Genomic DNA, 14,979 nt, shown 5'->3' with positions numbered 1-14,979 from the left:
ATTAATTTTATCAACGCAGTTTTTTGATCAGTTCCTGTGCTTTATCATAGCTGGGAGTATCCCGAGGAATCTTTTCCAGCCATTCCAGGGCCTGGGGATAATTGTTTTGTTTAATAAAACTTAAAGCGATATAGTAAGCCGCATCATATTTAAATACGGATTCACCGTTGTGTAATTTGCTCAGTACAGTCCTTGCCTTGGCCTCGCTCGTGTTTTCTATCAGGGTTATCCCATAATAATAAGCAATAAGCGAATTGTCTGTATCAGCCAGGTATTCCTTTTCTAAAATTTTACCAGCAGCTACAAAATCATGTACGTTGTAAAAGGCAGCGGCTTTTTCCAGGTTATTTTTGTCACCTTCACCACGCTCAGCTACCGACATTTCTTTACTGATGCCATATTGCTCGTATAGGTTAGCCCTCCAGGGCGCCCACACCAACAGGCCGATCACCAATACTGCGGCCACACTCATCCATTTCAGGTAGCTCACAAAAGGCACTACCCTGGTTACCTTAACAGGGCCGGCCATTGCAGCATCCTTAAAATACTGCTGGTTCAACTGCTGCAATGCAGCTCCAACCGCCCGATCCTCCTCAGATGGCGCAAGTTTCATCTTCAGCGTCAGGTGAATATTTTTATACTCCTCCAGCAGTCCCTGCAGTTCAGGATCCGACTGGATCAAAGTTTCAAACTCTTGTTTTTCCTGAAGCCCCATATCACCCTCAAGGTAACGGGCAACAGCTAATAATTTCTCCTCGTTCATCATTCTTCCGTTTTAGTTGATTGAACCATTTTTATCAGAGATGCCATGCATTCAGACTTCTTTTTTCTCAGGTAACCATAGGTCACACCAAGGGTCTCGGCCACTTTTTCCTGTGCCTCGCCCTTCATGCTCCAGGATATAATCTCTTTGCAGCGTGCCCCCAGTTTTTCAAAAGCATTGAAAAACAATTTAGATTGCGCTTCCTGATTTTCCAGTTCATCTGCATTTGCAAAAGTATCCTCTCCGATATGTAATAAATCTTCCTCGCTATTTGTTACCGGTAGAATTGATCTTTTTTTTATTTCATTTAACCATTTACGTTTGCATATCAATAAAATATAGGGTTCAAAGGGGCAGGTTAGCTCCAGCGACTTGTATTTGGCCTGCCGGTATACCTCCATCAGGGCTTCCTGAAAAATATCCGCGGCATCATCTTCAGTCCCATTGTTAAAAACGATCCAGGATCTGATTTTCCCGGCGCAGCGTTTATAGATCTCGTTAATTACCGGGGCATCATTATTTACGAGGCCTGTAAGGTAGCGCTGGTCTGCATGTATGTTTTTAGCCATTGGCAAGGGTATAATGAAGCATATAGACAACTAATTTAAAATTTCTTTTGATAGCCTGATAAAAAAAAATGAAACAGGGGGTAACAATTTTTAACTGTACCTGATATCTAATCGAATCACCCAATGGCGAACGCTGAAAAGCCCTAACAGAGTAAGCAATTTTAAAACTAAAGACATGAAAACATTTAACTTAACATCAGCATTATTTATCGCATTGATCTCTTTAAACTTTGCATGTAAAAAACAGAACTCCGGCGATGACAACGGAAGCACCGTAAATACAGCAAAAGAGTTTACAGCTAAATTTGGTACTCAGAAACAAAGTAAAGAAATCAACGCCTCCGCGCTTCCTCAAACCCTTACTTTTTTAGACGGTACTAAAGTCACTTTTCCGGCGGGGTCTTTAACCAAAGCAGGTGTCCCGATAAGCGGGAATGTAACGGTAGAAGTTTACGAAGTGCTGAAAAGAAGTGCGGTCATATTTACAGGTGCAAACACCAATCATTCCTCAGGTGCCCCACTTGCTTCAGATGGCTTTATTTTTATCGATGTAAAATCCAATGGGGCCAGTGTAGACCAGAACCTGGCAGTGCCTGTTAAAATTTCCATCCCTGCTAAAAGAGATGGCGCCACCCAAATCTGGATAGGGGTAGATCAGGCAGAAAAACCTCTGGTACCGGCAGCCAATAATCAAATGGCCTGGGCTGCCCCAAGAAATGCAAATGGTGCAGGTTTGAAAGAAGTTGGGGCTTCACAATCTGCGTTCACTTTTGATTTTGGAAGCCTGGGCTGGGTAAACTGCGATATATTTTACAACAATGCCAGTCCAAAAACGACCGTTAAAGTTGAAGTATTGAACAACCCTGGTAGCATGGCCAGTTTCCATGCTTACAGCGGAGAAACCTTTGTATACTTCTGTGCAAAAGGAAGCAATGTGGTAGCCCAGTTGTACACACCTGATGGGGCGAATAAGGTAAAAAGCTACGATAACATGATGCCTATCGGTTCCGAAGGCCGTATGTTCGCCTTCTCTATCAAAGATGGCAGGTATTATTATGCCGCACAGGAGATCAGCATCACTGCCAATCAAAGCCTTACCTTAAGCTTGACTGAAACTACAGAAACAGCCGTACAAGCAGCCATAAACAGCCTGGATAGTTATTAGCATCCCAAATCAATACGTTGAAGATAAGGCCCTTAAAGGGCTTTATCTTTTTGCTTTTCCGGATATTTGGGGATAGCTACATAAAATACCTGATTTAGGTTGTTACCCTGTTGATTTATTAATTATATTGTTAAATTTATTAGCGAATATGAAAAAACTGCTACACCTCATTTCACTATTTACAGGGATCATTTCACTGCAAATAACTACGCCGGATAACCTTTGCGCACAGGTAAAGCAATCCGGAGCAGCACAAACGGTTCAGCCCGCTATTGTACCTGCGGATACCGTGCCAGCCATCATTAATCATAAAATAGAAAATGGTGTGGTCAACTTCAGTGCTGTTTTACGTCCGCTTCGCCAGATTGCAGGTGCACCAGCGCCGTTTTATACGTATTTCTGGGAGTTTGGTGATGGTCAGTTCTCTTTTGAAACAGAACCTCTGCATAGTTACCCCGATACACTCAGGTATGATGTCCGTTTATTTGCCACCAACAGCTATGACGATGGCAAACGCCCGCCAACACGCCCCAAACCTATAAAACCAGGGGCTAGTCGTCCTATCCTCGCTGCCAGCCAGCAAAAACCATCCTCATTCTTTAAATCTGGTGGTGCAATTGAGCTTAAAACAAACTGTATGCCCAAGCCAGGTGACGATATGATGCTGGTATTTGGTTACCGCAATAAAGCGGAAAACGGACTGTCAAACCTTAGTGGTACAGTTTCCATTTTATACAACGACAAAGAATTTAACAAAGATAATTTCGAACTGGCCGAAACCAGGACCTATAACCAGGAAAAAAAGACTTCCCTGGAAAAACAGGGCGCGATAACCGCAAGAAAAGTAAATACTGAATATCCGTTTTACGCTTCACTTAATGGACCTGTATACGGAGAGTCTGCCGTTGTTGCTGACCCTGAAGGCAGCGCAGTGATCAAAGAAAAAATGGCAGCCTACAGAAAAAATGAGAGCTGGAAATTTGAAAACCTGAAAGCAGGAGAAGAGAAATTCCTGTTCATGCAGTTTAAAACTACACCGGAAATGATCAAAGATACCAATGCCGTTGTAAAACTGACCGGTATGTTTATCCCGGATAATCCCCTGGCTGTAACAGAATTTTTTACGGTAGAACTGCAGATCGTGGCCTCGCATGATCCCAACAAAATGATGCTCAGAAACAGCAGGATGAATTTTCGTTTTACCGGCAAAAACAAAAAACTCAGCTATAAGGTGCGGTTTCAAAATACGGGCAAAGGACCTGCAAAAAAAATCGATGTAGGTGTAGCCATCGCAGCGGTATTGAACAAAGGCTCCGTAGAAATTATAGATTCCAAACCTAAACTTACCGGCTGCAATACCGCCTATGCCAACCAAAGTTGCCTGGATACCCTCAGCACAGCCGACAGCCTGCATTTTATATTTAAGAATATATACCTGCCGGGCCTTCAGCAAAAAGGTGTTAAGGATGCGGACTCTACCATGGGTTTCATCGAATACAAAATTGGCTTTAAGGAAAAACCTAAAAAATTACCGTTTAAAAGCGGGGCAGCTATTGTTTTTGATAAAAATGAGCCCATCTATACCAACAGGGCCACAGGAAAATATAAAATGGGCTTATCGCCAGGCATTATCGCCGGTTACGGCTTTCCTTTCAAAAATGGGAATACCCCATTTTCCGGGCAAAACAATATTAGCCTGGGTGTCAGTCTGGCCCCTTATGCGCCGCACAGGTATTACTGGCAGGTAGAACTCTATGGCAGCACTTATGCAGAAAAAGAATATCTGGTTAACAGAAGCCCGGGCAACGACCGGCTTGTACCCGTAGTTATTGATGGAAAGCAACAAGAAGCCAGACTTAAACATATCGACAGCACCGCCCGCATTAAAGTGATCACCATTAACATTGTTCCGGCCCAGTTGCGTTACAATTTCAATAAATACATCGGGGCAGGAATTGGCACCCTGGTTTCCTTCAACATCAATGAACAAGCTACTCCGGGCAAAACTGCAGTATACGAACTGTTAACTGCTGTTGGAACCGGTCAGGAAGGGAGCATCAAAAAATCGTTCAGCAAGGTTAGTAAAAGTTTTAACGATTTTCAAAACACCTTATTTGCCGACATACAATTGGGTAAAGTGCATGTTGGCCCTTCCATTGGTTTCAGGTATCTATATACCCTGCAAGGCTCAGATAACCGGTTAATTACTTATTTAACATGGAAATTTTAGCCAGAAAACTGTGTATATTTCTTTTTTGCTTTTTATTTCCCGGTTTTCTGGCTGCACAAACCGCGGCAAAGCTACCTCCATATCTCCATCAGACACTTGATTCCTTAAAAGAAAAAAATAACCTCTCCGAATGGATCTATGCCAGGATAGATTACAGCTATCAGCATCCCAGGGAAAGCCTCCCCTTTTTGATGCGCAGCGAACTGGATTGTTGGCGAAAGCCGGCAAGCAGCCCGGAAAAGGAAGCCTGGCTGATGCTGCTCAGCAATCAGGGCTATAACCAGATGTATGCTGGCAATATCCTGCAATCCATCAATTGTTATGAGCAGGCCTATAATTATTATACTGCACATCAACTGAATGTAGAAGGTATAGCCGATTATATCCTGAAGCCCTGGGCAAACAATTATACGCGTTTGGGCGATTACGAAAAAGCATTGTTCATTCAGCAAAAAACACTTGAATACGCTAAAAAAGAGCACAATGACCCGCTGGCTATTGCTATTTACAACAACATGGCCATCTCCTACCGCTCTTTAGGTGATTTCAGGAACGCAGTGTCCTGTATCCTGTCGGCTAAAGCAAAGACCGGCACTGCAGCCTCCGAACTGATTCTGCTAGACAATACCCTGGCTGATATCTACAATGATAAAGGAGAATTCGAACTTGCAGAAAAACTGATCAGCAGGAATATTGCCCGCCAAAAGATGCGCAGTCCTGATTTTGAAAGTGCTTACTGGCTTTTAAGCAGTTACATTACGGCCGGCGACATCCAGTTAAAGAAAAAAAACTTCGGCCAGGCCCAAAACCATTATCAACAGGCCCTAAACATTAACCTTCAATATTATAAAGGCAACAGGCTAAGGGAAAAGGCCTATACCTTAATCCAGATGGGTAAGCTTAAACTTGCCCAAAAGCAGGCCGCCGCTGCCCTGGATTATTTTAACCAGGCATTAACTTCCTTTGGTTTGCTGGATGATACCGGACAGCTCAATGTAAAGCGGATATTTGGCGACAACCGTCTGATGGAGGTTTTTTACCAAAGATCACTGGCCTGCAGGCTGTTGAACAAGGAAGAAGAATCACTACTCAATATACGTTTATCTCTACTTGCAGCCGATAAGATCCGCTTTGAACTGGCAGATGTAAAAACCAGGCAACGTTTCCAGACGGAAACCAAACAAATTGCAGAAAGGGCCATTTCCATAGCTTTCGACCTGCTTAAAAAAACAAAGCAACACCAATATGCAGTCAGCATTATGGAGGTGATTGAGCAAACCAAGGCACGCACGCTACTGGACGACATCCGTAAAAACCAACAACAACTGACACTTTCCAGTAAAGACACGCTGTTTCAGCAAAAAACAAAACTGGAACAGGCCATTGCTTATAATGAAAGAGAAATTCTCCAAAATACTGCAGGTATAAAAGAGATAGAACAACGCAATGCCGTCCTTAAATTTAAACTGGAAGCGCTGGAAAAAGAGCTGGTTAAACGCTATCCATCTCTGGCAGTAAATAATGACAGTCCTGTTGCTGCTGGTACAACGAATCTGTTAAACCAGTTGCCTGCCCAGGCTCATTTTATGGAATTCTTTTTCGGAGCCGAAAAGCTTTATGTAGTGGAAATCTATGGCAAAAGGGTAAAGCACATCAAACAAATTCACTCGGCCCCGGCAGTCAAAAAAAATATCTTCAATTTTGTAAGCACCTATTACCATAAAGGTCCCTCAGCAATGATGAACCAGCCTAAAACTTTTTTTAAAGCTTCGAATCAAATTTACAACAGCCTGTTTTCGGGCTTTAATTTCAATAAGGACAGCAAACTCATCATCATACCGGACGAAATCATAGGCTATCTGTCATTTGACGGGCTGATTACCCATAAAGACTACCAGTCTTCTATTGCAAACTGGCCATACCTGATCAGGAGCCAGCGCATCGCCTATGCCTTTTCCATTCAAACCTGGATCAACCAGGCGACAAAAAAAACTGCCCACGCCAACAACTTTGCAGGTTTGTTCATTACCCATCAAAATAAAAAAAAGCAATTCCTCCCTGCTGTAGCCAGAGAAGCTGAGACCATAGAAAAGATCGTGAAGGGCCGGTTCATGAAAGATAGAGATGCAGGCGCAAAAGATTTTTTTAAGGCTTTTGACCAGGCCAATGTTTTGCACATCAGCACCCATGCCTATCTGTCTGGACAACAAAAAGAACCCACCCTGGCCTTTAACGATAATGAGGTATTTTTATTTGAGCTATCTGCAAGAAAAACGGCTCCAGACCTGGTGGTCTTAAGCGCTTGCAGAACAGCGGACGGTATCATGAATGCCAGTGAGGGCATTATCAGCTTGAGCAGAGGTTTTGCTGCAATAGGTACCGGTGGCACTATAGCTGGCTTATGGAATGTAAACGACCTGGCGGCATCAGAAATCACCGCAAGCTGCTACAGCAACCTGTTGTTGGGGCAGGATGTCAGTATGGCCCTGCACCATGCCAAATTAAGCTGGCTGCAAAACAAGCAGCACCAGGCACAGCAATACCTGCCCTATTACTGGGACGCCCTCATTTACATGGGCTATGATAAAAAGATCGCCTTAAAACCGGCCGGCAGTATTTTCAAAACCTACGGACAACCGGCAGCCTTGCTGCTCCCTGCAATACTGGGTATGTATTACCTGTTAAAGCTCAGAAAAAAAACTAAACACCCTGCTTCAGGATCGTAACAGCCAGAGGCGGAATATTCAGTACAACCGAATAATCCCTGTTGTGGCAGGCTACTTTTTCAGGAAGTATCAGTTTATTGTTCAGCTTTCCGCTGCCAAAAAATTCTTTGGCATCCGTGTTAAATATTTCCTTCCATTTCGCCCTGAAAGGCAGTCCCACCCTGTAATTTTCCCTGTAAACAGGCGTCAGGTTTAAAATGACGATGAGGGTATCTTTTGCCTTTTTGCCTTTCCTGATATAGCTATAAATGGAATGCCTGGCATCATCTGCGTTGATCCATTCAAAACCTTCCGCAGAAAAACTATGCTCATATAAAGCTGGCTCTGAAGCATACAGCTTATTGATTGCCCTTACGGTCCTCTGCATCCCGATATGCGGCGCATGTTCCAGCAAATGCCAGTCTAAAGAACTTTTAAAATCCCATTCATGCGTTTGTGCAAATTCATTTCCCATAAACAGGAGCTTGGTACCGGGCTGGGTAAACATATACGCATACAACACCCGCAAGTTGGCAAATTTCTGCCATTCATCACCAGGCATCTTGTAGATCATTGACGATTTTCCATGCACCACTTCATCATGAGAAAAGGGCAGCATAAAATTTTCGCTGAAAGCATAAGTGATGCTGAAAGTAAGCTGATAGTGATGGTACCTCCTGTTGATCGGATCGTTTTTGAAATATTTCAGGGTATCATTCATCCAGCCCATCATCCATTTCATGCCAAAGCCAAGTCCGCCATGGTGTACCGGATGAGTCACGAGCGGATAGGTGCTGCTTTCTTCCGCAATGGTTTGCACCCCTTCATAATTCCCGTAAACTGCTATATTGAGGTCTTTTAAAAAGGCAATCGCACCCAGGTTTTCAGTGCCTCCAAATTCATTTTTGGCTGCATCTTCTGTTTTACGGGAAAAGTCGAAATACAGCATCGAAGCCACCGCATCCACCCTTAATCCATCCACATGAAACTTATCCAGCCAATACAGCGCATTGCTGATCAAAAACGAACGCACTTCGTTCCGGTCATAATTGAAGATATAGGATTTCCAATCGGGATGAAAGCCTTTGCGCATATCCGAATGCTCGTACAAATGCGTACCATCGAAATGATAAAGCCCATGTGCATCCCCAGGAAAATGCGAAGGCACCCAGTCCATAATTACCGCAATATTATTTCTGTGCAGCTCGTTAATCAGGTGCATCAGCTCCTGCGGGGTACCATGCCTGGAACTTGCCGCAAAATACCCGGTGATCTGGTATCCCCAGGATGGAAAATAAGGATATTCCATTAAAGGCATCAGCTCCACATGGGTAAAGCCCATGTCCAGGACGTAAGGCACCAGGCTATTGGCAATTTCCACATAAGTCAATACCCGGTCCGGCTCGGTCGGATCACGCTGCCAGGAACCCAGGTGCACCTCATAAACCGACATGGGCTTATTTAGCGCATTTAGCTTTGGCCGTTTATTTAACCAGGCTTTATCTTTCCATTTGTACTCGTTATCCCAAACTATAGAAGCCGTTTTAGGCGGATGTTCCCATCTTTTGGCATAAGGATCCCCTTTTTCTACTTCCAGACCATCAAAACCTTTTACCAAAAACTTATACAAGTCCCCCTTACCAATCCCCGGGATAAAACCTTCCCATATGCCGGAGGAATCCAGACGTCTGTTTAAGAGATGGCCGGTTCTGCTCCACTGGTTAAAATCGCCGATTACATGTACAGTCTGGGCATTAGGTGCCCAAACTGCAAAATAAGTACCAGCTACCTCATCAACATTGATCAGGTGCGCACCAAATTTCTCATATAGCCTGAAGTGCTTACCAGAAACAAATAAAGAAATATCAAAATCACTGAATAAGCTATGGACAAGCACTGCTCTCATTAGTTATATATTTTTATACTGGTAAAATTCTTATTTGATTTAAAACGCAGACAACTGTGCTCATCCAGATGATAATCCACAACCTCCTTATCGTCCACAGTAACCTTATTTACATTAAACGGCAGGCCAATAATTTTGTAATCATACCACTCATAATTTGGCGTATACAATCCATCTACACTTTGTTCAATACTCAGCTGATAAGCTGTACCCTTCACACTGAATTTCTTTTCCGAATAAATGTCCTGCTCATAGGCAAAAGTGTCGCCATGATCTTCAAAAAGGAATGAATTCACCTCGTAATCTGTGTAATATACGTTTAATAATACCTCATCAATATTCTTTTCTCCAACATATTGCATTACCGGGTATTCTGGCACCACAGATCCCGCCCTTACAAATAGCGGCATCTGCGCCAAAGGTGCTTTGATATCGTGTTCACTCTCCCCGTTTAAAACTTCATGTGTCCAGAAATTATACCACTTGCCTTTAGGCAGGTAAACCATTCTTGATACTGCTCCCTGTTCCAGTACCGGGCATACGAGTATTTTGTCGCCAAAAGTAAACTCATCCTGGCGATAGCTGTTGCTGCTGTTTTCCTGTTCCAGCATTACTAAAGGCCTCAGTATAGGGAAGCCATAACGGTGGTGCTCCCAAAATACCGAGTACAGGTATGGCATCAACCTGTACCTCAATTCTATATAAGTTCTGTTGATGCTGGTATAAGGCTCACCAAAGCTCCAGGGTTCACGTTCCGCCGTATCTCCGGCCGAATGCGCACGCATAAATGGCGAAAAGGTACCCAGCTGGATCCAGCGCGTGAACAACTCTCCGTCCGGCTCTCCGCTAAACCCGCCTATATCTGTTCCGCAAAATGGCACCCCTGAAATCGACATGCGCTGACATTGGATATTGCCAATCTTAAGGTGCTCCCAGGTAGCTACATTATCTCCCGTCCATACGCAGCCGTAGCGCTGCATGCCCGAATAACCCGCCCGGGTAATGGTAAATGGACGCTTATTGCGCATCAGTTTCTTAAGTCCGTCATAGGTGGAGCGTACCATCTGCATCCCATATACATTGTGCGCCTTGCGGTGCGAACCCCTGTATCCATCGTAATTATGCCTTACATCATTAGGGAAGGTGCCAGAGCCAAATACTGCAGGCTCATTCATGTCGTTCCAAACCCCGGCTACACCGATATCTACCAGCTCTTTATACAATTTACCCCACCATTCCCGTACAGTCGGATTGGTAAAATCCGGGAACTGGCACCGGCCAGGCCATACGTGGCCCTCCATAAAATAATCGTCACTGCGGCGGCAAAAATAATTGTTCTCTTTACCTTCTTTAAATACCCAGTAATTGTCATCTACCTTAATTCCGGGATCGATCATCACTACTGTTTTAAACCCATCGTTAGCCAGTTCCTTGATCATCCTTTTGGGATCAGGAAAATGGCTTTTGTTCCAGGTAAAACAACGGTAACCATCCATGTAATCAATATCCAGGTAAATGGCGTCACACGGAATATTTCTTGACCGGAAACCATCGGCTATTTCTTTCACCTTTTTCTCCGGATAATAACTCCAGCGGCATTGATGAAAACCCAAAGCCCATTTTGGAGGCATAGGATGGGTACCGGTCAGGCTCTGGTATCTTTTTACCACATCCATCAGGTGAGGGCCATGGATGTAATAATACTGAAGCTCGCCTCCATCCGCCCAGAAACTGGTTTTGGTATTATCTTCCTTTCCGAAATCAAAATACGAGCGGAAGGTATTGTCAAAGAATATCCCGTAAGCTGCACCCTGATGGACGCCGGTATAAAAAGGGATGGTGCGGTACAAGGGATCCTGGTCCCAGCCAAAAGAGTAAGCATCCGTATTCCAGTTCTGAAAATGACGTCCGCGCAGGTTCATATTTCCCGACTTATCCCCCAAACCGTAAAAATTCTCATCTGGCAGGCATTTTTTAGTGGCATACACATAATAACCACCAAATTCTATATTCTCTTCCCAGTGCATTGGTGATTCATCCTCACTCATCAGCATCTGGCTCTGGTTTTCTATAAAAGAAACGTGAAAATCACTTTTTCTGACCTTACAGGTAATGGTATTTGTCGCCACCAGGTAATGTTCTTCCTGCTCCTCCATTTTAAAAGTGGTTACCTTTTGATCTACTACAGGCACGGCATAAGAGAAGTCATCCAGGAAAACCCCATGCGGGGCCAGCCTTACCCTGATGATCTCATCACTGACCACCCTGATCTCCACACGGGCGTCGCCATCAGAAAAATAGAATTTATTGCTTTCTGTATGTACCTCCTGTACCGTACTCAGGTACTTTTTTACAATTGGCTTCGGGCCCGAAACGGGATTATTTAAATGCTGAACAACTTCTTCAACTGCTTCCGTTGTGTTTATATCGTTTATTTCCTTGTTTTGTTTATTTAATTCTTCCATGAAATCCCCCTTTTGTAGAGACACGACGGCTCTACTTCGTGTACTTTATACAACTAAGGTGTTAAAATTTCTATTAAAACCAAAGGATTATTGTGATATTAAAATTACCCCAATGAAAAAGCCCCGCCCTAAGGGACAGGGCTTAATAAATGTGCATAAATGTTTTACGGATTAAAAGTATAAGATACGTAATAAAGCGCACCTACAGCCGGATTACCGAAGGAAGTAATATAATATTTATTTAAGATGTTTGAACCTCCGATCTTAATCATAGAATTGACAGAAGGTACTTTCAAATTAACCTGGGCATCAAATGTAGAGAATGCCGGTACATCGCCTACTACGAAGGAGGAGAACCAATGGTATTTGTCCTGCCAGCGGTACTGGACATTGAAACCTACATTTTTAATGATCTCCTTGTTCGCCAGGCCAAGGTTATAGCGTATTTTAGGTGTGTTGAAGTCATTGTCATAATCAGCCGGCAGGTCACCAATCTCGTTATAGGAAACATTTCCGCTTAAAGTATATTTACCCAATAAATAATCCAGTCCTAATGCGGCGCCATAAGTATTCACATTACCTGCTGCATTTACAGGGACTCCATAACTTGTCAGGCCTCTGTACAGGGTAATGGCAGTGATGAAATCTTTATAGGTATTGTAATATCCGTAAGCATCAATCAGCAATTGTTTGCTGATCAATCCCTTATACCCCAATTCATAGGACTCCACACTTTCCGGGCGTAGCCCCTTTGCATCAAAGGTATAAGGCACCAGCAAAGTCGGATCACCGGTATTGGTAGGGCTTGACGCTACCGAGGCCAGGTAGGCAATATAATCCTTTCTTAAAACACCTTTATCAGTGTACAGGTTATATTTGTTCAAACTTTTTGGCAAGCCTCCGATCAGCCTGGTTGCTCCGCCAAGTACAGAAAGATCTATATATTGGTTTTGGGTGGTGGGGTTGCGATAGCCTGTCTGATAAGAAACGCGGATGTTGTTGTTTTCGGCTACAGTGAGCACTCCGGTAACCCTAGGGGTAAACCTGCCTTCAAAATTGGTACTCTTGTCATAACGCCCTGCAAAGGTCAGCTTAAATTTGTCCTTAAATAATTTCTTACCCAGCTGGGCAAAAGCACCGTATTCATTGATGTTCAGGTCTTCGTTAAGGTCATCAAAAATAGTTCCACCCGAACGCAGCTGGTACAACCTCGAGGAAGCCCCTACCTGCAGTTCAACTACATTGTTCAGCGCATTACTGAAATTATACATCCCTTCATAATGGTACAAATTGGTTTTATCATCAAATCTGGCTCCATACACACTCTTTGAAGGATCAACAAGATTGATATTGGTGGCGCTGATGTTCGTGTTCATGATCTGGCGCTTGGTATTTTCAAAAGCCACAGTTCCTGGTAAAAGCCTGCCCTTCCCTGTACTGTTTGCGGCTATCCGGGCGGTTCCATGTGCAGCTTCCGCCGATTGGCCAGTCAGTCGCGCACCAATAAAGCTCCCGATATAAGCAGGGAACCAGGTGTTGTTCGGGCTGGCCACTTCATTGATAGAGACCCCCAGAACAGAAGAAATATAGGAATCACCAGAGCGCTCCTGCGTAGTGTAGCCCCTTAAAAAGAAATCTTCTCCTTTCAGTTCCAGTTTGTACTGACCGATGCTGAAATTTCGTAAAGAATAGCGATCTGCTCCTGTATACACGGAAGTACCACTACCCCAGGAGAGTTGTGCGATGGCCTCAATCGTATTGCTGATCTTATAATTAAAGGAACCGGAAGTTTTTAAAGATTTGGAATTGTAATCCACCAGGTCCGCTTCATTGTAACCATCTCTGGAAACAGATTCATTAGGCAATAAGCTCGGATAGGTCAGGCCAAAATAAAATGGCAGGTATTGATTGGCCACTGCCGCCTGCAGTGGGGCCGGTATGTTGTTACTGATGAAATTTAAATAGACAGGATAACTCGATCCTGCCGGAACATTACCCAAAGCCGCTCTCGGGTCGAGTAGGTTGTTCGACGCCTGTAATATCCCTGCCCGGATAGCAGGCTCTATGCTACCCTGAACAAGGTTACGCATATTCTGGCTCACTTCATCTCCATAAACGTTGATGCCGTCGTAGTTCGGGTCCGAATTCCGGTCTCCTGGTTTCAGCACATTATTTACCCTGTCAAAGTTCCTGGAATCATTTCCAAACCAGTCTTTTGCCTGCAGGTAAGAAAATGTCGCTTTGAAGCCAAAGCGGTTGTTCCAGGCTTTAGCCACCCGCACATCCAGCTGGTTAAATTGCTGTACTGCAGAATTGTCATCATTTACATGGTTTACCCCTGTTTTGAACTGGTAACTTACCCCGGGATATTTGAAAGGATTCTTTGAAGTCATTAGCAAAGTACCATTAATTCCCCCCGCACCATACAAGGCAGAAGAAGCACCTGGCAGTAATTCCACATTATCCACATCCAGTTCCGACAAACCAATAATATTACCAACAGAAAAGTTTAATCCCGGCGCCTGGTTGTCCATACCATCAACAAACTGATTGAAACGGGTATTGCCATTGGAATTGAATCCACGGGTATTGATCGATTTAAAAGTTAAGCTTTGTGTACTCGCTTCTACCCCTTTCAAATTGGTAAGCGCATCGTAAAAAGAAGCACCTGGCAATTCCTTAATCGCAGCAGCACCTATCCTTTCAATCGTTACCGGAGATTCCAGGATGCGTTCCGGTGTTCTGGAAGCTGAAATCACCACCTCCTGCCCTAAAATAGCCGTAGGTTCCAGTTCCGTAGCCAAACCTGAGGTATTTCCGCTAATCTCAAGCTCAACGGATGCATAGCCCACAAAAGAAATAACGAGAGTAAACGGGGCTTTCTGGCTTGTACTAAATGAATACCTGCCATTTGCATCTGTAGCAGTGCCGCTGGTCGTGCCTTTTACTGTGATCCCAACACCTGGTATTGGTTGTTTAGTTTGCTTATCGGTAACCAAGCCACTAACCACAACACTTTGTGCATACACCGTAAATCCGGCAATAGCTAGCAAAAGTGTAAAAATCGCTTTTGTAAACATTTTACTCATACGCTATTATATTTAGTTTGATTTTAACATAAACTTAATAAAATTTTTGATATTAACAAATTCTATTCGGCAAATTATTTCATTCAC

8 protein-coding genes are annotated in these 14,979 nt (G+C 43.7%); 3 read left to right on the top strand and 5 right to left on the bottom strand.

The window, feature by feature from the left end:
• Window positions 1-10: 10 nt before the first annotated feature.
• A complete protein-coding gene (locus R2Q85_RS21835) occupies window positions 11-766 on the bottom strand; it encodes a hypothetical protein (protein ID WP_316813927.1) in 756 nt (251 codons plus the stop codon).
• Window positions 763-1,332: a sigma-70 family RNA polymerase sigma factor gene (locus R2Q85_RS21830; RefSeq protein ID WP_316813926.1), complete on the bottom strand. Its 570-nt coding sequence runs from the start codon at window positions 1,330-1,332 to the stop codon at window positions 763-765. The genes R2Q85_RS21835 and R2Q85_RS21830 overlap by 4 nt, the downstream gene beginning before the upstream one ends.
• 175 nt (window positions 1,333-1,507) lie before the next feature.
• On the opposite strand from R2Q85_RS21830, the gene R2Q85_RS21825 reads away from it, so the two are divergent.
• The 3 genes from R2Q85_RS21825 (at window position 1,508) to R2Q85_RS21815 (ending at window position 7,453) form a co-directional block, all read left to right on the top strand.
• On the top strand, window positions 1,508-2,497 hold the full coding sequence (locus R2Q85_RS21825) for a hypothetical protein (RefSeq protein ID WP_316813925.1): 990 nt from the start codon (window positions 1,508-1,510) through the stop codon (window positions 2,495-2,497).
• A gap of 148 nt (window positions 2,498-2,645) precedes the next feature.
• Entirely contained in the window at window positions 2,646-4,727 is a 2,082-nt protein-coding gene (locus R2Q85_RS21820; protein WP_316813924.1) for a PKD domain-containing protein, read from the top strand.
• Window positions 4,715-7,453: a CHAT domain-containing protein gene (locus tag R2Q85_RS21815; protein ID WP_316813923.1), complete on the top strand. Its 2,739-nt coding sequence runs from the start codon at window positions 4,715-4,717 to the stop codon at window positions 7,451-7,453. Before R2Q85_RS21820 ends, R2Q85_RS21815 begins: the two co-directional genes overlap by 13 nt.
• Here the strand turns inward: R2Q85_RS21815 and glgB are convergent.
• The 3 genes from glgB to R2Q85_RS21800 all read right to left on the bottom strand — a co-directional run bounded on the left by glgB (window position 7,428) and on the right by R2Q85_RS21800 (window position 14,892).
• Window positions 7,428-9,338 (bottom strand): 1,4-alpha-glucan branching protein GlgB, encoded by a 1,911-nt coding sequence (gene glgB / locus R2Q85_RS21810; protein WP_316813922.1) that lies wholly within the window; start codon window positions 9,336-9,338, stop codon window positions 7,428-7,430. The genes R2Q85_RS21815 and glgB overlap by 26 nt on opposite strands.
• Window positions 9,338-11,803 (bottom strand): glycoside hydrolase family 31 protein, encoded by a 2,466-nt coding sequence (locus R2Q85_RS21805; protein WP_316813921.1) that lies wholly within the window; start codon window positions 11,801-11,803, stop codon window positions 9,338-9,340. Before R2Q85_RS21805 ends, glgB begins: the two co-directional genes overlap by 1 nt.
• Before the next feature lie 164 nt (window positions 11,804-11,967).
• Window positions 11,968-14,892 carry a TonB-dependent receptor gene (locus R2Q85_RS21800; RefSeq protein WP_316813920.1) on the bottom strand — a complete coding sequence of 975 codons (2,925 nt, stop codon included), beginning with the start codon at window positions 14,890-14,892 and terminating at the stop codon, window positions 11,968-11,970.
• Window positions 14,893-14,979: the final 87 nt, after the last annotated feature.

The sequence above is a fragment of the Pedobacter heparinus genome (assembly GCF_032678725.1).
GTDB classification, from domain to species: Bacteria; Bacteroidota; Bacteroidia; order Sphingobacteriales; family Sphingobacteriaceae; genus Pedobacter; species Pedobacter heparinus_A.
The sequence above is the reverse complement of the archived record's forward strand: the minus strand, read 5'-3'. Positions and strand labels throughout refer to the sequence as shown.